The 17,933-nt window shown below is 43.0% G+C and carries 20 protein-coding genes; 15 read left to right on the top strand and 5 right to left on the bottom strand.

Going from position 1 to position 17,933, the window contains the following annotated elements; all coding sequences use genetic code 11:
- A partial coding sequence (locus VL121_RS07960) for a hypothetical protein (protein WP_325403964.1) occupies positions 1–198 on the top strand: 198 nt, incomplete at its 5' end.
- A gap of 287 nt (positions 199–485) precedes the next feature.
- Here the strand turns inward: VL121_RS07960 and VL121_RS07955 are convergent.
- A complete protein-coding gene (locus VL121_RS07955; protein ID WP_325403962.1) occupies positions 486–779 on the bottom strand; it encodes a polyhydroxyalkanoic acid system family protein in 294 nt (97 codons plus the stop codon).
- 210 nt (positions 780–989) lie between these two features.
- On the opposite strand from VL121_RS07955, the gene VL121_RS07950 reads away from it, so the two are divergent.
- Positions 990–1,175 carry a hypothetical protein gene (locus tag VL121_RS07950; protein WP_325403960.1) on the top strand — a complete coding sequence of 62 codons (186 nt, stop codon included), beginning with the start codon at positions 990–992 and terminating at the stop codon, positions 1,173–1,175.
- Positions 1,176–1,246: 71 nt separating this feature from the next.
- Here VL121_RS07950 and VL121_RS07945 read toward each other — a convergent pair whose 3' ends face one another.
- Together VL121_RS07945 and VL121_RS07940 are read right to left on the bottom strand one after the other, a co-directional pair.
- Positions 1,247–1,720: a hypothetical protein gene (locus VL121_RS07945; RefSeq protein WP_325403958.1), complete on the bottom strand. Its 474-nt coding sequence runs from the start codon at positions 1,718–1,720 to the stop codon at positions 1,247–1,249.
- A 161-nt stretch (positions 1,721–1,881) separates the two neighbouring features.
- A complete protein-coding gene (locus tag VL121_RS07940) occupies positions 1,882–2,517 on the bottom strand; it encodes an NUDIX hydrolase (RefSeq protein WP_325403956.1) in 636 nt (211 codons plus the stop codon).
- Between the two features lie 27 nt (positions 2,518–2,544).
- Between VL121_RS07940 and pyrE the strand changes: the two genes are divergently transcribed.
- Together pyrE and VL121_RS07930 are read left to right on the top strand one after the other, a co-directional pair.
- On the top strand, positions 2,545–3,174 hold the full coding sequence (gene pyrE / locus VL121_RS07935) for an orotate phosphoribosyltransferase (RefSeq protein ID WP_325403954.1): 630 nt from the start codon (positions 2,545–2,547) through the stop codon (positions 3,172–3,174).
- 163 nt (positions 3,175–3,337) lie between these two features.
- Positions 3,338–3,682: a heavy-metal-associated domain-containing protein gene (locus VL121_RS07930; protein ID WP_325403952.1), complete on the top strand. Its 345-nt coding sequence runs from the start codon at positions 3,338–3,340 to the stop codon at positions 3,680–3,682.
- Positions 3,683–3,815: 133 nt separating this feature from the next.
- Here the strand turns inward: VL121_RS07930 and kdsA are convergent, their stop codons facing one another.
- Positions 3,816–4,634 (bottom strand): 3-deoxy-8-phosphooctulonate synthase, encoded by an 819-nt coding sequence (gene kdsA / locus VL121_RS07925; protein WP_325403950.1) that lies wholly within the window; start codon positions 4,632–4,634, stop codon positions 3,816–3,818.
- Between the two features lie 162 nt (positions 4,635–4,796).
- A complete protein-coding gene (locus tag VL121_RS07920) occupies positions 4,797–5,651 on the bottom strand; it encodes an AraC family transcriptional regulator (protein ID WP_325403948.1) in 855 nt (284 codons plus the stop codon).
- 189 nt (positions 5,652–5,840) lie between these two features.
- Here VL121_RS07920 and VL121_RS07915 point away from each other — a divergent pair, with 189 nt between their 5' ends.
- The 11 genes from VL121_RS07915 (at position 5,841) to VL121_RS07865 (ending at position 17,747) form a co-directional block, all read left to right on the top strand.
- Positions 5,841–7,364, top strand: coding sequence for a sodium:solute symporter family protein (locus VL121_RS07915; RefSeq protein WP_325403946.1), 1,524 nt, complete (start codon positions 5,841–5,843; stop codon positions 7,362–7,364).
- A gap of 144 nt (positions 7,365–7,508) precedes the next feature.
- The gene (locus VL121_RS07910; RefSeq protein WP_325403944.1) at positions 7,509–8,447 is read left to right on the top strand and encodes a dihydrodipicolinate synthase family protein; all 939 of its coding nucleotides are present in this window, start codon (positions 7,509–7,511) and stop codon (positions 8,445–8,447) included.
- A 239-nt stretch (positions 8,448–8,686) separates the two neighbouring features.
- The gene (locus VL121_RS07905; RefSeq protein ID WP_325403942.1) at positions 8,687–9,814 is read left to right on the top strand and encodes a sialidase family protein; all 1,128 of its coding nucleotides are present in this window, start codon (positions 8,687–8,689) and stop codon (positions 9,812–9,814) included.
- 418 nt (positions 9,815–10,232) lie between these two features.
- The gene (locus tag VL121_RS07900; protein WP_325403940.1) at positions 10,233–11,528 is read left to right on the top strand and encodes a hypothetical protein; all 1,296 of its coding nucleotides are present in this window, start codon (positions 10,233–10,235) and stop codon (positions 11,526–11,528) included.
- Positions 11,529–11,626: 98 nt separating this feature from the next.
- Complete coding sequence (locus tag VL121_RS07895) at positions 11,627–12,508, top strand: hypothetical protein (RefSeq protein WP_325403938.1); 882 nt, start codon at positions 11,627–11,629, stop codon at positions 12,506–12,508.
- Between the two features lie 149 nt (positions 12,509–12,657).
- Complete coding sequence (locus VL121_RS07890; RefSeq protein ID WP_325403936.1) at positions 12,658–13,950, top strand: bifunctional folylpolyglutamate synthase/dihydrofolate synthase; 1,293 nt, start codon at positions 12,658–12,660, stop codon at positions 13,948–13,950.
- Between the two features lie 105 nt (positions 13,951–14,055).
- On the top strand, positions 14,056–15,519 hold the full coding sequence (locus VL121_RS07885; RefSeq protein WP_325403933.1) for a glycoside hydrolase family 28 protein: 1,464 nt from the start codon (positions 14,056–14,058) through the stop codon (positions 15,517–15,519).
- Between the two features lie 125 nt (positions 15,520–15,644).
- On the top strand, positions 15,645–16,028 hold the full coding sequence (locus tag VL121_RS07880; protein ID WP_325403931.1) for a hypothetical protein: 384 nt from the start codon (positions 15,645–15,647) through the stop codon (positions 16,026–16,028).
- 15 nt (positions 16,029–16,043) lie between these two features.
- Positions 16,044–16,514: a PEGA domain-containing protein gene (locus VL121_RS07875; RefSeq protein WP_325403929.1), complete on the top strand. Its 471-nt coding sequence runs from the start codon at positions 16,044–16,046 to the stop codon at positions 16,512–16,514.
- Positions 16,515–16,592: 78 nt separating this feature from the next.
- A complete protein-coding gene (locus VL121_RS07870) occupies positions 16,593–16,910 on the top strand; it encodes a DUF3817 domain-containing protein (protein WP_325403927.1) in 318 nt (105 codons plus the stop codon).
- A gap of 321 nt (positions 16,911–17,231) precedes the next feature.
- Positions 17,232–17,747 carry a flavodoxin domain-containing protein gene (locus tag VL121_RS07865; protein ID WP_325403925.1) on the top strand — a complete coding sequence of 172 codons (516 nt, stop codon included), beginning with the start codon at positions 17,232–17,234 and terminating at the stop codon, positions 17,745–17,747.
- The last annotated feature ends 186 nt before the right edge of the window (positions 17,748–17,933 follow it).

Below are 17,933 nucleotides of genomic sequence, written 5' to 3'. Positions count from 1 at the left end.
GAACCGGAAAAGATAAAAGGCGATTTGATAAAGCGGCTGATAGAAAAGAGGGTTTTTTACAATAATAAAATATCGGGGCATTATACGGTTGGCGTTGAAGGGAGCGGTGTGATAAGTTGCGATACCGACAGGTTTGGATGCGGATTAAAACAGGAATTATATAACCACTCTAAATTAATATACAACAAACAATCATAAGGGGAACAAATAACAGCCGTATTATTAACATAAGTGCTGATGAACGAAGCCTTGCCCAGAGTTTTCAAGACTATCAAAGCTGGTTGAAATAATTTACTTGCAGAATCGCTGGGGAGAGGACAGGTAGCCAAATAATGGCTGCCTTCCTGCCCGATTTACAAGCTTCCGGCCTCTCTGCCGGAAGGTCAGTTTGCGCAGAAAAACGCTGATTGTAATATGCCGCTGCGTTCTTCAGCAATACCGGCGGAACCTTTAACCCGATACTTTGCTGTTAGCACAGCACCATTTTATGCCAATACCTCTTTTGCCTGCGCTTCAATTAAGCCACGGATTTGGTTTTTATATAACCCGGCAATAAAAGGTATGGCGAGGTCAATTTCTACCAGGCTTTCCTTTATAACAATGCTGCCGGATGTTGAGAAAGGACCCATAGCCACGCTAAATGTTCCTGTATCTTCCAGCCAGTTTTCCTGCACATTATTTACTTTGTCTGCATACTTTTCTTTAAGGTTTTGCAGCAGGTTTTTGATCCTGGTCTGCGCTTCGGCTTTCGTATGCTGATGTGGGATTTCAATTTTCATGATTCATGATTTAATCACGGAAGGAACAAATGTATGACAATATTTTTCCATTGCTTCATGGGCTGCCGGAATAATAAAAGGGGATAACAGCTTGTATATTTATTTTAATATCATAATACTTTATTAAAATAATATTTTAATAATTATATAATAGAATAAATAATTTTGTTTATTATTATATTTATCATTATTTTTAATTTATTTTATGAAATGAAAAAGAAAAGAAAAGCGGGAGGAGGAAGGAAGAAATTGCCGCCAGAATTAGTGAAGCAGGCTGTAACGCTGTTTGTAGAAACGAAGTATGTAGATGCGGCCGGAGGATTAGAAGCATTAAAAACGTATCTGTATAAAAAATCCATATCTCTGAAACCACCAGATAGTAATTCCCCGTCCTAAGCCCCGATGCCTTTTCGGGGTTTTCTTTTTAAATTTTGAATAGTGGGAAAACTGCAATTGAAAGCCTGTATTTACGCTACCTTTTTCTCCGGGTAGTTCGGAATAGCTTTTTTTTTCCAGAGTTGGGAAGCAAGTACCGCCTTATTTGGGTTGATGTTTTTACCCCGCAGGTGTCTTTTAGATAAAATCACACAACCGCAATTTCCGGCATTGATTAAAAAAACCTGGTCAGGCATACCGGCCTGGCCGCCGAGACCCAATACAAGAAAATGAGCTGCTTTTTTATCCGTTATACCTGCTGCAGCATGAAAGCTGTTAGCTATAAGCCCTAACCGGAATATGCATTCGGCTGAAAATTCAAATCCCGTTACCAGGTCGTGAAAGGTAAAAACCGGGTGCAGACCATTCCCTGAACGCTTGATCAGTATAAATTTCCCTTTTGGAAAAAGTGTGCCGCACACATATGCTTCGAAAGCTTCTGCGTTACAATAAACATCGGAGATGGTACAACTGTTCTGAAATGCCGGGGGAATAATTGTTACCATAGGGCTGAGTATTGGAAACAGATAACCATTTTTGCATCCGTGTTATTGCCGGTTCAGCAACGGCCCGCCGGATTTTATCATGCGGTAAAGAAGAACGCTGTAAGCAATAAAATAGCGGATGTGTTAATAATATATAACGATACAGCTCCCCATACGGTGCTTCACTTTTCATTATTAATATATACACTTTCCATCACATCTTTAATAGAAGGAAAAGTATTCTTTAGTTTTTCACCCAGCGCAACGGGCGTTACCCATTCAATCTCCAGAATATCTTCTTCCGTTTGCGGCTTCAGCGCCTGCAATGACGCGGCTTTCATGCTGTACCAGTGCGATTCTTTTAAGATGTGCCTTCCAAATTCATTGTAGGTATGAAAGGTGGTTAGTATGAATTTTTTAAGTTGCACATCTTTCAGCCCGGTTTCTTCCCTCACTTCCCTCACCGCGCACGCCTCCAGCGTTTCTCCTTCATCTAATTTGCCTTTGGGCAGGTCCCATTTCCCTCTCCTGTAAATCATCAGTATCTCGTTCTTTTCGTTTTCTATCAAACCTCCGGCGGCCTGTATCACCGTAAAATGTTTCCAAAATAGTTTTTTGGATTGCTCCATATTCGCAGTAAAAAGGATGCCTGCATGAAACCCCGGTTTTGTAATTTCATGCAATAGCGCATTGATGGCATGGTTGGTCATGTCATCAATAAAAATGGTATCGGGGTGATGCCTGTATATTTCTATAGCAGGGTTTATCTCATCACAAATAAAAACGGGCTTGTCGCTAAAGTATATTTTCAAAACCATACCATTCAATTTTATTATTTTCGCGCCATGACGAATGAAAAAGCAGTAGCTGAAAAGCTTTTACAAATTAATGCTATCCGGCTGAATCCGCAACAACCATTTACATGGGCATCTGGCTGGAAAAGTCCTATTTATTGTGATAACCGCAAAACATTATCTTTTCCTTATATCCGCGACTTTGTAAAATCGGAGCTATGCAATGTCATATTCGAAAGTTTTCCCGATGCAGATATGCTGGCTGGAGTGGCTACAGCAGGCATTGCATGGGGGGCGATGGCTGCCGACCAGTTAAAGCTGCCTTATATATATGTTCGTCCCAAACCTAAAGAACACGGGATGGGTAACCAGGTAGAAGGTTATTTTGAACCCGGCAAAAGGGTAGTAGTGGTAGAAGACCTGATCTCTACAGGCAAAAGCAGCCTGCAGGTTTGCGGGGTGCTTAAAGCGCAGGGGCTGCAGGTAGAGGGTATGGTTTCTATTTTTACTTACGGGTTTGATGTGGCTGCCGGCGCTTTTGCCGAAGCCGGCGTAATACTAAAATCGTTAACCAATTATGAAACGCTGATCACCCTTGCAATAGAAAAGGGTATAGTGGGTTCCGCCGAAGAAGAAACTTTATTAAACTGGCGCAGGGATCCGGCGAATTGGCAGGGATAGGGGGAATGTGAGAAATGTGAAAGTGTGGAAATGTGAGTGGTGAGTAGTGAATAGTGGGTGGTGTAGTGCTGACGTGGAAGAACAAAGGTTTGGATATATTCTGCAAAAAAGCGCTATCTTTTCCTGTAATATTGATAATTTCTTACTACTAAAAATGTTCGTTATGAAAAAACTTGTGTTGCTTGTTACGTTAATTTGTGGTGTAGCATGGTCTGCCGCCGCGCAGCCCAAAAAGCCTGTAACGGTTAAAATAGCTACCCCCACCGTGCAATGTGAACAATGTAAAAAGCGAATAGAAAACTATATGAAGCATGAAGATGGTATTGCTAAAGTGAATGTTAATTATAAGCGTAAGGAAACTACCATAACCTACCTGCCGGACCGGACGAATATTGAAAACGTAAAAACAGGCATCGCCAACGCGGGCTATGATGCGGATGATGTGAAAGCGAATGAAGATTCTTATAAAGCATTACCCTCCTGCTGTAAGAAACCCGATAACCAGTGATGGTTGGGCGTTTGAAGTTTGTGGTTAAGTTACAGGGTGCAGTGTGCAAGATACAAGCCGCAGGATAAGTTTAGTCTTAACAATAGTTTCCTGAAACCTGTAACCCGATACCCGATACCCGATACCTCTTCCCCTACACCACTTCTTTTATTTTCAGCAATTGTTTTAAAAGCGGCTCAAGTAAATCCAGCCGCAGCATATTGGCGCCATCGCTTTTGGCGATGGCCGGGTTGGGATGGGTTTCTATAAATAACCCTTCAGCGCCTGATGCTATAGCTGCTTTTGCAATGGTAGCAATGAGCTGGGGGTTACCTCCTGTAATACCGCTGGTTTGATTGGGCTGTTGCAGCGAATGGGTGCAATCCATTACTACCGGTACGCCATGTGCCTGCATCCACGGAATATTACGGTAATCCACCACCAGGTCCTGGTAGCCGAAAGTGGTACCCCTTTCCGTTAGTATGATCTTATTATTCCCGGCTTTCCTGATTTTTTCCACGGCGAATTGCATAGCGGGTCCGCTTAGGAATTGCCCTTTTTTTACATTTACCACCTTACCTGTTTCTGCCGCTGCCACCAGCAGATCAGTTTGCCGGCATAAAAAAGCGGGGATCTGTAACACATCTATATATTCCGCCGCGGGTGCGGCTTCATCGTGTGCATGTATATCGGAGGTTACCGGCAGCCTGAATGTTTCACCTGTTTTTTTCACGAGCGCCAGCGCATTATCATCACCTATACCCGTAAACGAAGACGCGCTGGTACGGTTGGCTTTCCGGTAGGAGGCCTTAAAAATATAAGGGATGCCAAGGTTTTTGCAAATGCCGGATACTTTTTCCGCTACTTCCATTACCAGTTCCTCACTTTCTACTACGCAGGGGCCGGCAATAAGAAAAAAGCTTTTCTCATTATAGGATTGATCCGCGAACAGATCCTTTAAAAATTGTTCCATACCGCAAAGTTAGGTGTGGGAGGGAAAGTACCAAGTACCAAATTCGAAGCCAGGGAATCAGAAACCCGAAGGAGGTTGTCAGCAATTGGTAATCAGCTGTCAGCGGTACAAAGCAGGAGTACTTCTCCTATCATTAGTAGCTACTTACCTGAAACCTGATACCTATTTATTCTCCCTGAATTTCTTTGGCGAAGTGCCCATGATTTGCTTGAATGATCTTGAAAAACTGTATTGGTCGGTGTATCCCATTTCTTCGGCGATCTGTTTAATGGGTGTTTTTGTTGACCTTAGCATTTGACTCGCTCTTTGTATTTTCAGCGAGGTGAAAAGCTGGATGGGGGAGTAATGCGTTTTTTGACGGAACAGCGCCGAGAGATAGGATGCCGATACGCAGGCTTCTTTAGCCAGTTCATCAAGTGTGAGATTATTATGAAGGTGCTGCTTCATAATCAGAATACAGCGCTCAATAATATTATCCACTCCCTTTTTCATATAATTAAAAACAGTGAGCCGGAAAGTGCCGAGAAAACTGTAGAACCTGAAATTGGCATACAACAGGTTTTCCATATTGTCCATCAGGTCAAGATGGTGCATGATATCCTGGAACTGTGCTATCCGGCCTACCAGGGGCGGAGTGGTTTGATTTTTATTATTCTTATCCCGCAGCAGGTAGGTATACATAGCCTCGCCAATGGCTCCGTTAAATTTCACAAAATACAGGCTCCATTGATCAGAAGGCTCTACACCCAACTGGAAACAGGCTTTCCGGGGCAACAGCGCAAAATGATTGGCTTTCAGGGGCAGTTTCTTATTATTGACCTTATACCATCCCATTCCGCTTACACAATAAATCAATACATAATCAGGATTGTTTTTCAGCACCTCTTTTTCAAGCGCGCTTTGTTCCGGATAAAAAGCGATTTCAGTAATGTATAAGTTTTTTCCGATAGGATGATCGTCTAATTTACTTCTTAAACGTTCGGGTAAAGCCCAGTGGGTTTGAGCCGTTGCTTCCATGTTGCGTGCCTCTTGTTTTATTGCTGTATTCACTATGTTCAGTTAGTTTCCGGAAGTTTAAAAATAGGATTAATTTACAGGGCAATAATAATTTGTGCTATTCTTTTTATAACAATTAACATTGGCTGCTTTTTAAATTTGAATAATCTTTGACCGAAACCGGTAACACTCAACGCACTGATCTGAAACATGCAGCACTTACCCCTGATTGATCTGATAGTAATCCTGGTATATCTTCTCAGTATGGTACTGGTTGGCGTATACTTTTCAAGGAAAAATAAAAATGCCAAACAATTTACTACCGCTTCCGGCAACATACCGGGCTGGGCGCTGGGCATATCGCTCTATGCCACTTTTTTGAGCAGTAACACTTTTCTGGGCGTTCCGGGCAAAGCATTTGGCAGTAACTGGAACTCGCTTGTGTTTAGTTTGTCTATGCCTTTTGCAGCATATTTCGCTACCCGGTTTTTTGTGCCTTTTTACCGTAGCCATGGCGAAGTAAGTGCCTACACACATCTTGAAAAAAGATTTGGCGCATGGGCCCGAACCTATGCGATGGTTTGTTTTATACTTACCCAGTTGGCCCGCATGGGTTCCATTTTTTTTGGTATCGCCCTAACGCTGCAGGCGCTAACCGGTGTAGATATGAAAACTATTATGATTGTTACGGGAGTTTGCATAATCATCTATACCGTATTGGGAGGAATGGAAGCTGTGATCTGGACTGAGGTAGTGCAGGGGGTTATTAAAACCGTGGGCGCTTTAATTGTGCTGGGTATTATATTATACGAAATGAAAGGAGGTGCAGGGGAAATATTCAGAATAGGTGTGGCGGATGAAAAATTTGGCTTGGGTAGTTTCTCTCTCACCGATTTCAGTTCTTCTACTTTCTGGGTTGTTTTTTTATATGGATTTTTTATCAACCTGAATAATTTCGGTATGGATCAGAACTACGTGCAGCGCTACCATACCGCGCGAAGTGAAAAGGAAGCTGCAAGAAGTGTTTGGCTCTGCGTGTACTGGTACCTGCCCGTATCGCTGCTCTTTTTTATTATAGGTACCGCGTTGTATGCGTATTTCAGTCAGCATCCCGAACTGTTAGACGTGGTAAAGCAACAGGTGGCGGCCGAAAAAAATGTAGATATTAATACCTTAACACCTGCTGATTACGGAGATAAAATATTACCTTATTTTATGGTGCTGAAAGTACCTAAAGGTTTGGTGGGATTGATCATTGCCGCAATTCTGAGTGCCGCAATGAGTACCATCAGCAGCGGTATGAACAGTTCGGCCACTGTATTTTTAAAAGACATTTACCAGCGGTACATCAACCCCAATCCCGGGCCAAAAAAAGAAATGCTTATTCTTTATACTGTAACTGCTTTTACCGGCATATTATCCATCGTATTCGGTATCGCGTTAATTGGTGTAAAAAGCATTTTAGATATGTGGTGGGAGCTGGCCGGTATTTTATCCGGCGGTATGCTGGGTTTGTTTTTATTAGGTATGATCGCAAAAAAAGCCCGCAATGCGGAAGCTGTTACCGGAACGATCGTTGGTATTTTAGTTATTTTATGGATGTCATTATCCAAGTATTTTCCCGAACAATGGCAGCATCTTAAAAGCCCGTTCCATGTGAACATGATAGTAGTAGTAGGCACTTTAACCATATTTCTGGTGGGTTTGTTATTAACGAAAGTGAGAAGAAGGTGAGTATGAGTATATTAGTAAAGGCTCTATACTTTAACAATATTATACGGAGAAGAGATAAAGGCAGGTAGCAGAGAACTACTTTCTTTCATACCTGTTTTGCAGTTATATTATTCAACAAGTATTTGAAAAAACCAAAGCAAATTTATGTCAAAGAAATTTGTTCCTGTAATGATAACGCCGTTTACACCAGAGGCGAAACTGGATTTTGATATGGTGAAAGTATTGGTAGATTTTTATCTTGCCGCGGGTGTAAAAGGATTATTCGCCAATTGTCTTTCCAGTGAAATGTACAGTATCAGTGATGATGAGCGCCTGGCGCTTACCCGGGCCGTGGTGGAGCATGTTAACGGCCGTGTTCCCGTGGTGGCTACCGGTTCGTTTGGCTTAACGATAGAGGACAAAGCGGAGTTCACCAAAAAAATATTTGATACCGGTATTGATTCTGTAGTGCTTATTACAGGGCATTACGCGGCTATAGATGAAGGTGATGATATTTTGCTGCAAAGGTTCGATAAAATGTTATCATTAACGGGCAATATCCGGCTGGGGTTATATGAATGTCCTGCGCCATATAAAAGAGTAGTAACACCGGAAGTGCTGCAAACACTGGTGTCAACCAACCGCATGTTTTATCATAAAGATACCTGCTGTGATGAGGCGCAGGTAAAGGCGAAATTAGAAGTGATCAAAAACACACCCATGCAGTTTTTTGATGCCCATACGCCCAATGGCGTTTCTTCCATGAAAGCAGGTGCGGCAGGGCTATCGGCTATAGCAGGTAATTTTTACCCCGAAATGCTGGTTTGGCTATGTGATCATGTTAATGATCCGGATAAGCAGGAAGAAGTTGCCTGGTTGCAGCGCGAATTAGCAAGGGTAGATCCATTGATTCATGTTGCTTATCCGATGAGTTCTAAATTTTTCCTGCAATTAAGAGGCTTGCCTATTCATGGCATCAGCAGGGCCCATGCGCTGGAACCTACGCCTAAAGAAAAAGCCGTTTTGCATTCCATCCTGGATACGCTTAAAACATGGTACGAAAAGTTAGACATAAAGGAAGTAGTGTATGAAGATGTGGCCTGACCTCACCCCCGCCCGACTGAAGGTCGTTCGGGCGGGCTCTTTTCCTCTCCACACGGTAGAGAGGGACGGTGCTTAACAGAAACGCCGGGCATGGGTTCTTCCATTTCAACTATTGAATAAATAATCATTGTACCTACTACTGGAAAATGTGAAAGCAGCAGTGAAATGAACCAGGTAAAACTCATCCGAAGCGAGATACAATCCTAAACTACAAACTACAAATTTTAAACCTGTCCGCCGTGGCGGATATCAAATCTAAATCCGACATGTATTTTAAATTACTCGCCGCTTTGTGTATTGGTATTTTGTCTGCCTGCTCGGGCGCGCAGCAGAAAACAGGAACAATTAGTAAAGACGCAGATATGCCTGCGGGCGATACTTCTTTTGTAAAGGGTTATTTTTTTAAAACCCCGGCTCCTTTCCCGGAGTGCCATGCATCTACCATCCTGCATTTGCAAAATGGTGAATTTATGGCCGCATGGTTTGGCGGACAAAAAGAGGGAACCGATGATGTAGGGATATGGCTGGTAAAGGGAAATCCCGGTAACTGGTCAGAACCTGTTGAAGTGGCTAAAATAAGGGAAGATGCCCACTGGAACCCGGTATTGTTCCAGGCGCCCGGAGGAAAAATATTCCTGTATTTTAAAGTGGGTAAAAAAATCCCTTCGTGGGAAACCTGGGTTAAAACATCTGATGATAACGGGCAAACATGGTCTGAAGCAACAGAAATGGTGAAAGGAGATAAAGGGGGAAGGGGCCCCGTACGCAATAAGCCTATTATAACTTCAGGAGGGTTATGGATAGCCGGCGCTTCGCACGAAGAAGGGAAATGGGACGCTTTTGCAGACATCAGCACTGACCAGGGAAAAAGCTGGACGGCTGCACCATATATTGCATTAAACCGGAAAGACTTTAAAGGAAAGGGCGTAATACAGCCTACGCTTTGGGAATCCACACCCGGCAAAGTACATATGTTGCTCCGCAGTTCAGAAGGTGCTATCTACCGCAGCGATTCCGAAGACGGGGGCAAAACCTGGTCGGCAGGTTATAAGTCAGGGTTACCCAATCCCAACAGCGGTATTGATCTTACTAAACTTCCCGATGGAACATTAGTATTAGCATATAACCCCGACACGGCAAACTGGGGATCACGTTCACCGCTTTCATTAGCCCTGTCTTTTGATAATGGCGTTACGTGGCCGAAGATACTGGATATAGACAGCGGTAATAAAGAAGATGAGTTTTCCTACCCCGCAGTGATCAGCTATGGGGATACGGTTGCCGTAAGCTATACCTGGAACCGGAAAAATATCGCTTACTGGATAGGCACGAAAGATGCGCTGGTAAAAGCGGCAAAAGACAGGTAATGAGTTTATGGTTTTTAGTTTCCGGTTTGTGGTTGACAAAGCAGCAGATCAATATAACTCCAAAGCCTGAGCATACCCGCTCAATTTAAATAAGGGTCAGATAGATCAGTTCCAAAGCATTAGTAGTTACTTAATTTTTTGTACTAAGTAATAGCAGTTGAAAACTATAAATTTGGTAAAGTAACAGTGGTTCAGGCTCTTTGATATTTATCAGGGATAATAGCTGAAAATACAGTAGTGCCACAGCTAAATCAGGGCGTGTACACGAATGTGTTGTATCCTCATCCCTGCTTGTCCCGATAGCTATCGGGATTGTTACTTTTTCTTTCAGGAGAAAAAGTAAAGGGAATATTTATTACTAAACTTTTCTGATACAATTTGCACTTTAAATACTTAATGCTTTTTAAAATTTCAACTAATGAAAGCTTCAACCCTTTTCCTGAACCGTATGCTGCCTGTGGCGCTTGCATTAGGAACTGCATGGGCTGTCCGCGGACAAATAGGCCATGAATATGGCGCCACCTGGGCTGCAGCCATTGGCATATTAACTGTAATAGCGCTTTCGGGCCGTAAAGACTGGTACGACCGGTTGCCCGTTATTGTTGTGCTGGGTGCCATTGCATGGGGTGCAGGCGGTATGATCAGTTATGGAAAAATTGTTGGTTACGGGCATGCTGCGGATTACCTCAATGTAAGCTACGGCTTATTAATGCTGGTAATTATTGGAGCGTTGTATGGATTTCTGGGAGGAGGGATAACCGCGCTGGCTTTATCAACTACCCCTGAACATAAAGTGGATTGGGCAGCCCTGTTTACGCAAATGTTTGCAGGAGGATACCTGTTCTGGGGATTTTTTATTTTTCAGTTAGAATGGTTCATGACCCCACCACGGTCGGAGTTGTGGGCGGCCTGCATGGGTGCCGCTCTTGCCTTGGGGTGGTATATGTATCGTAACGGTTACACCTATGCGCTGCGTACTGCTTTCTTCAGCGCTTTAGGCGCAGGATTCGGTTTTGGCTTTGGGAACTTTCTGCAGCGCATGGGGCATACTTCCGGCATACAATTCAACTGGTGGAATGTAATGGAATATTCCATAGGCTTTTTTGGCGGACTGGGAATGGCTTATGGTATTTTTTCTAACAGTAAATGGCCAAAAACAATTGCTCCCGGTAAAGCATCTAATACAATAGCGTGGGTGTTTTTAATAATACTACTTCCTGTAATTAATCTTATGGAAGGTGTGAATACCAAAACCATGATGTCAACCGGGGAAGGTATACATAGTGCCGATCCGGCGGCTTTTGCTTTCAACTGGCAGGTTATTATGTGGGTGATGTCTGCATTATTTATGCTGGCACTCACTTATTATTATAAGCCGGTATTGCAGGAAGCATCCACACAAAAAAAAGCAGTGCGGCTCACCTTATTTTACATGATATGGTATATTATTATCAGTAACGTGATCAGTGCTATATGGCTTACGCCAAAATTCAGTTCTCAACATTTATATTGGGTGAACCTTGTAGTATTGTGGCTGCTGCTGCGTAAAAATACCCCGGATGCATTAACCGGGGAGGAAAGTTCCATTCCTGCCCATTGGCCATATGTTGTGCTTAAATGGTGGGCTGCAGTACTGCTTTGTATTTTACTATTGAGCTATATTGCCATTTCCATCGGGCATGTGCATCCCAATGCACAGGTAAGGTTTGAATAATAAACATGGCTATATGATAAAATCATAATGTTATCGTCAAATTCACAGCATTATAACAATAACATGGTTAAATTTGCATAACTAATTTATTACAGGAAATGTCATTTGATTTCGAAAAAGCAAAAAACGTAAGGGCCGGAACGATTACTGCTGTAATATCCGTTGCTTTATTATTATTCTTTTTCCTGGTTTCCTGGTCTGTGCCTGTTGTTACTCCTCCGCCTGTTGAGGAAGGACTGGAAGTAAACCTGGGAAACAGCGATGATGGATTGGGGGATATTCAGCCACTCATTCCGGGTGAACCTGCCGCGGCGGAAAAAGAAGTGAACACACCTCCCAAAGCTGCTAACACACCCGTTCAGGATGTAAGAGCTATTGAAACAAACGACAATGATGAGGAAGCGCCTGATGTAACGGTACCGAAGCCTAAAGTATCTAATCCTAAAAGCACGCATGTTCCTACCAAAGAAAATACTACGGTAACAAAGCAAAACAATAACAAACCGCAGATCGTTGAAAATCCCAGGCCTGCTCCTCCCAAACCTAAAGCCACTTATAAAGGGGGCGATGGCAGCGGTACCGGTGGAAATAATGCTGACTCATGGAATGACAGCCGCAGCGAAGGTAATACCTCAGGCTCGGGCGACAGGGGTAAGATTAACGGCGATCCCAACTCAAAAAATTATGATGGCGTTGGGGGTAGCGGCAGTGGTTACACCATTCAGGGAAGTTTAAGAGGCCGGAAAATTTTACATCAGCCTTCGTTCCAGGATGATTTCAACGAAAATGCCAAAGTGGCTGTTGATCTTTCAGTTGACGCTTCAGGAGCAGTTACCGGCGCCACCTACCAGCCCAGGGGATCAACTACATCCAACGCGGCAATGAAAGATATCGCTTTGCGCAAAGCCCGGCAATTGAAATTTGCCTCCGGGGATGAACAAAGAGGAACGATCATCTTCAATTTTAAAGTAACGAATTAAGATACCCGTTTTTGGAGCCCAATATCTTCAAAAAGGCATACACGATCAGATGATAATCCTGTTGTGTATGCCTTTCTTTATTGCACAAATCTCTTTTTCATTTATTATTCCGCTTACTTTTGCTTGCTGCATACAGGCAGCATATCGTCATGAATTACAAAGAAACCGTTGACTTTCTTTACAGTGCGCTTCCCATGTTTGGCCGAACAGGCGCGGCGGCGCTTAAAAAAGACCTTACCAATACCTTATTATTATGTAATAAACTGGGCAATCCGCAGCACAATTTTAAAAGCGTTCATGTTGCGGGAACCAACGGCAAAGGTTCGGTAAGCCATATGCTGGCAGCGGTATTGCAAACAGCGGGCTATACAACAGGGTTATATACTTCGCCGCATCTCAAAGATTTCAGGGAAAGGATAAAGGTGAATGGCGTTATGATTGAGGAGGATTTTGTGGTGTCATTCACAGAAAGCATAAAGCCGCTCATTGAGGAAATAAAACCTTCCTTTTTTGAGATAACCGTAGCGATGGCTTTTGCATATTTTTCGGATAAGCAGGTAGACATAGCCGTTATAGAAACCGGTTTGGGCGGGCGGTTAGACAGTACGAATGTAATAATGCCGGTATTATCGGTAATCACCAATATTGGTATGGATCATATGAATATCCTGGGCGATAGCTTAGCGCAGATCGCCTGGGAGAAGGCCGGTATTATTAAGCCGGGTATACCCGTTGTTGTGGGAGAAACATTACCCGAAACACAAGCTGTTTTTGAAGCCGCGGCTACTGAAAAAAATGCGCTGTTGATTTGGGCGAACAGGGAAAGATACGCCGATAGCTACAGCTACAATAAACAGGAACTTTCAGTTGAAATGGTGTACACTTCACACAATGATAAGCAAAACTACATCCTTGATCTTCCCGGAATATACCAGGTAAAGAACCTGGTAACGTTGCTTGCCGCCATAGATCAGTTGAAAAAAACAGGCTGGCACATTCCGGAGCAGGCAGCAGGGAAGGGGCTGAGAAATGTTAAAGCGCTAACGGGCTTGCATGGCCGCTGGGAAACGATCCGTCACCACCCTGAAGTGGTGTTAGACGTAGGACATAATGAAGACGGCATACGGCAAATAACAGAGCAGTTGGAATTAATGAGCTATCATAATCTCCATATTGTAATTGGAATGGTAAAGGATAAAGAGATAGAAAAAGTGATGCAGTTATTACCCAAAGAAGCCTCGTATTATTTTACAAAAGCGCAAACACCCCGCGCTTTGCCCGAAGATCAGCTTGCAGCTATTGCCGCCGAACATGGATTAACAGGGCATCATTTCCCCGCAGTGAATATGGCTTTGCAAAATGCCATTGATCATGCACACAAAGACGACCTGGTGCTGGTTTGCGGCAGTGTGTTTGTAGTGGGGGAAGTGAGTTTGGCATGAAGTGTTGATTCCATACTGCAGGGCTGTGGTGGCGAATGTGAAAAATAAGATTCCTTTACCAGGGACACTAAACTGTTGCGGCAGCCATAATTTAAAATAATGATCATGCATATAAAAAAATACCTGTTTATACTGTTGCTCTCTTTGCCTTTCGCTATTGTTTCGGGGAAGGACTATCCTGCCTCTTTATTCAATATTTACTCGGATGGTGTAACATTAAATACGCGGTCTATTCAATATGCCCTTGATTATATTCATAATAACGGGGGCGGCCGACTGGTTTTTCATGTGGGCAGATATCTCACAGGGTCTGTTTACCTGCGGTCCAATGTGTCTGTAGAGCTGAAAGAAGGCGCCGGGCTGATTGGCGCTTTAAATCCCTGGGAGTACGACAGGAAAGGATGGACAGCTTTGCTGTTTGGATTAGACCAGGAAAATATTGCCATTACAGGGAAAGGTTATATTGACGGGCAGGGACGTGAAGTAGCCCGCAATTTTGTGGATGTCATCCATAGGGGAATTTATAAAGATGGCTTCCGCTATGATCGTCCCGAAGCAGAAGCCAGGCCGATGATCTTTTGCCTGAAAGGCTGTAAGGATATACTGATACGCGGTATTACGATCAAAAACTCATCGAGCTGGGTACAAACCTACGATCAGTGTACCAATCTTTGGATAGACAGTATTTATGTAGATAGTAAAGCTTACTGGAACAATGACGGGATTGATATTGTGGATTGTGACGGGGCTAAAGTAACGAACTCTTATATTGACGCGTCAGACGATGGTATTTGTCTTAAATCGCACGATGCCTCCAAAGCCTGCCGGAACATAGAGATCAGCAATAATACCATACGGTCCAGCGCCAATGGCATTAAGTTCGGAACGGCTTCATACGGCGGGTTCAGCAATGTGAGGATCATAAATAACAAAGTGTATAATACCTACCGGTCGGCAGTTACATTGGCGGCAGTAGATGGTGGTTTTGTGGAAAATGTAATTGTAGACAGCTTGCAGGCCTTCAACACCGGGAATGCTGTTTTTCTTCGTATAGGGGAACGTGTGCCGGGTAAAAAGGGACGCATGGAAAATATACGCATATCCAACCTGTATGCCGGAATTGCTGCCGCTAAACCCGATGCCGGGTATGAATACGAAGGTCCTGTGGAAGATATGCCACGTAATATTTCGCCCTCGTCTTTTGTCGGTCTTCCGGATGCTTTTATCCGCAATGTTGAAATGAAAAATATAGAGATCAGTTATCCCGGGGGAGGCGACCCTCATTTTGCACAAGTACCACTTAATGCCCTGAATACAATTCCCGAAAAAACTACTGCCTATCCCGAGTTTTCCATGTTTGGCGAACTGCCGGCCTGGGGTTTTTTCTTTAAGCATGTGGAGGATATTCGTATTGAGAATCTCCTTCTTTCTGTGGAAAAAAAGGATTTTCGCACTGCCATTGTTATTGATAACGGGCATGATATAGTGATCAATAAGCTGGTTGTGAAAGAACCGGCGAAAAAGGCGCCGGTATTTTCAAACAAATCTACACGGGTTGTTGTTAAATAATTGCAGCCCCGGTTGTTCGCGTTTCCACAAAAACGGAAGCAGGCCGTCCGCCGGCAGGAAAATTTTTGCTGTTCGGCGTTATACCTATATTTTTATAAGGAAAATACATTATAACCCAGCCTTGTATGAGAATAACACTGAGCATTGTTGCCCTTTTCTTCATGGTAAGCTGCAGCCCTAAAATAACTTCCAGCTTTGATACAAAGCACCCGGCTTTAACAGCGGAAGATAAAGTGGCATTTTTAGATATACCGCATAAAGTTCCGTCCGGGGCTAAAAAAACAGGAACTGCAAAGTTCGGCGATACAGGTTTTACAACAGACTGCGGCTTTGATTCAAACCTGATCAAAGCACGAAAAGCAGCAAGGGAAAACGGCGCAAATATTGTAAAGGTTGTCAGGAAGAAAAAGCCGGATGTCTGGAGCTCCTGCTACCGCCTGGAAATTGAATTTTATTTTTACGATGGAGATGTATCCAGGCTGGAACAATACCAATTACAAATCAAATAATATACATTGCTATCCATGAAAATAAAAAACACTCTCCTGTTGCTTTCTTTAATACTGGTAACAGGCTGCGCAACTATCATGACTGGAGTGCGGCAAAAAATAATATTTAACAGCTATCCCGGCAGAGCTGCTGTTTTGATTGATGAAGTGGAAGTTGGTAAAACACCGTTTCAAATAAAGTTATCAAGAAACAGGAACTACCAGGTAATGATAAAGCTCGAAGGATACAAAGCTTATGAGGTAACGCTAAAAAGAAAATTTAATGCGTGGTATATCGGCAATATTGCATTCGGGGGTATTATAGGATTAGTTATTGATCCTCTTACAGGAGCCATATATACATTAACGCCTAAAGAAGTTAATGCTGAACTGAACGGGAAAACGGCTTTTAACCGGAAAAAGGATAACATATATATTGACATTGCATTAGAAACTGATCCGGGATGGAAAAAGGTTGGGCAGTTGGAGAAAGGAAGTGCCAACTAATTTCAGATATTAAATTGCTTCTTTGCTTTTGTCGCGGGCTTTGCGTGAAATCTTTATATCTTTCCGAAAAATGCAGGCATGAATAATTCTTTTTGGGATTCAACATTAGGCAGGTTCAGGTTAGTGGCAATAGTGGAAGGCATATCCTACCTTGTATTATTAGGTATAGCCATGCCCCTAAAGTATTTCGCGGAGCTTCCGGAAGCGGTAAAGTATACGGGCTGGGTGCATGGTGTGCTGTTTGTTTTATATATGGCTTTATTATTAAAAGGATGGATACAGTACCGGTGGAGCTTCGGTAAAGTAGTGCTGGCATTTATTGCTTCTCTTTTGCCTTTTGGCACATTTGTGCTGGACAGCAAATTAAAAAAGGAACAGCAGGCAGCCAATGCTTAAACTTTGCATTAACGATTCTAACAGATTAGATCTGGTATAAGATATTTGTTTCATTAGGGTTTTCTTATGAGTTTTCGCTATTCGTGCATTTGTGGCATATCCTATTGCTTCCGTCACAATTCTACATGGACTTCACCACTTGTTGAGCAACCCCTGTTTAGTGCAGGTTGGTATACGCCCGCAGGAGGCCATAAACCCCTTTGAGGTTTCGGGTGATTTTTATCAGTACAACTACTGCCGTATATCATAATTTACAACGCTGTATATTTAATAGTTTTATATTATTAGCTGTTAATAGGATTGTATTTTTAAAATACTATTATGAAAAGCGTTATCATTTATAAGGGCAAATACGGAGCCACTCGCCAGTATGCCGAATGGCTGGGTGCAGCACTGCATATACCCATTAAAACACCGGAAGAGCTGAGTGAGGCGGATATCAAAATGTACGATTTCATTATTATGGGCAGTTCCGTGTATATCGGCAAGCTGCTGATCCGTGAATGGATAAAGCGATATGCGGGTGTTTTAAAAAATAAAAAGGTTATTCTGTTTGTTGTTTGCGGCAGCGGTAAAGCGCAGGAAAAAATTTTAAAGCAGAATATCCCGGAAGGGCTTTTTGAGTCGCTCCATATTTTTTTTCTGCCCGGGCGGCTGATACAAAGTAAACTTTCGTGGAAAGACAGGTTTATGCTTAGGATGGGCGCTATGCTGGTAAAGGATACCGAAAGTAAGAAATTCATGCTACAGGACAGGGATAATGTAAAAGAGGAAAACATTAACGCTATAGTGAGTGTAAGCAGCGATGTGCTTGAGGCGGATAGCATTTCTTTATAAAATGAAACGCCGGATAAAGTAACGCTGCGCCGGCCGCGGCCGCTATATGAAGTAATTATGTAAGAAAAGCATAGTGCAGTTGTTGCGGTCATGCAGCACCAAAAATGCTGCGCCGCCAATCCTGCCTGCGAAAGGCAGGTTAGTTTTATAGTGCGATAACAATAAGTTTCGCAATTTGTAACAACT

Source organism: Agriterribacter sp. (genome assembly GCF_035497235.1).
GTDB lineage: Bacteria > Bacteroidota > Bacteroidia > Chitinophagales > Chitinophagaceae > Agriterribacter.
This window is presented reverse-complemented; position numbering and strand designations above follow the sequence as displayed.

Coding starts and splice junctions, on each gene's coding strand:
- VL121_RS07955 (WP_325403962.1), bottom strand. CDS start 779: ATGAAAATTGAAATCCCACATCAGCATACGAAAGCCGAAGCGCAGACC.
- VL121_RS07950 (WP_325403960.1), top strand. CDS start 990: ATGAAAAAGAAAAGAAAAGCGGGAGGAGGAAGGAAGAAATTGCCGCCA.
- VL121_RS07945 (WP_325403958.1), bottom strand. CDS start 1,720: ATGGTAACAATTATTCCCCCGGCATTTCAGAACAGTTGTACCATCTCC.
- VL121_RS07940 (WP_325403956.1), bottom strand. CDS start 2,517: ATGGTTTTGAAAATATACTTTAGCGACAAGCCCGTTTTTATTTGTGAT.
- pyrE (WP_325403954.1), top strand. CDS start 2,545: ATGACGAATGAAAAAGCAGTAGCTGAAAAGCTTTTACAAATTAATGCT.
- VL121_RS07930 (WP_325403952.1), top strand. CDS start 3,338: ATGAAAAAACTTGTGTTGCTTGTTACGTTAATTTGTGGTGTAGCATGG.
- kdsA (WP_325403950.1), bottom strand. CDS start 4,634: ATGGAACAATTTTTAAAGGATCTGTTCGCGGATCAATCCTATAATGAG.
- VL121_RS07920 (WP_325403948.1), bottom strand. CDS start 5,651: ATGGAAGCAACGGCTCAAACCCACTGGGCTTTACCCGAACGTTTAAGA.
- VL121_RS07915 (WP_325403946.1), top strand. CDS start 5,841: ATGCAGCACTTACCCCTGATTGATCTGATAGTAATCCTGGTATATCTT.
- VL121_RS07910 (WP_325403944.1), top strand. CDS start 7,509: ATGTCAAAGAAATTTGTTCCTGTAATGATAACGCCGTTTACACCAGAG.
- VL121_RS07900 (WP_325403940.1), top strand. CDS start 10,233: ATGAAAGCTTCAACCCTTTTCCTGAACCGTATGCTGCCTGTGGCGCTT.
- VL121_RS07895 (WP_325403938.1), top strand. CDS start 11,627: ATGTCATTTGATTTCGAAAAAGCAAAAAACGTAAGGGCCGGAACGATT.
- VL121_RS07890 (WP_325403936.1), top strand. CDS start 12,658: ATGAATTACAAAGAAACCGTTGACTTTCTTTACAGTGCGCTTCCCATG.
- VL121_RS07885 (WP_325403933.1), top strand. CDS start 14,056: ATGCATATAAAAAAATACCTGTTTATACTGTTGCTCTCTTTGCCTTTC.
- VL121_RS07880 (WP_325403931.1), top strand. CDS start 15,645: ATGAGAATAACACTGAGCATTGTTGCCCTTTTCTTCATGGTAAGCTGC.
- VL121_RS07875 (WP_325403929.1), top strand. CDS start 16,044: ATGAAAATAAAAAACACTCTCCTGTTGCTTTCTTTAATACTGGTAACA.
- VL121_RS07870 (WP_325403927.1), top strand. CDS start 16,593: ATGAATAATTCTTTTTGGGATTCAACATTAGGCAGGTTCAGGTTAGTG.
- VL121_RS07865 (WP_325403925.1), top strand. CDS start 17,232: ATGAAAAGCGTTATCATTTATAAGGGCAAATACGGAGCCACTCGCCAG.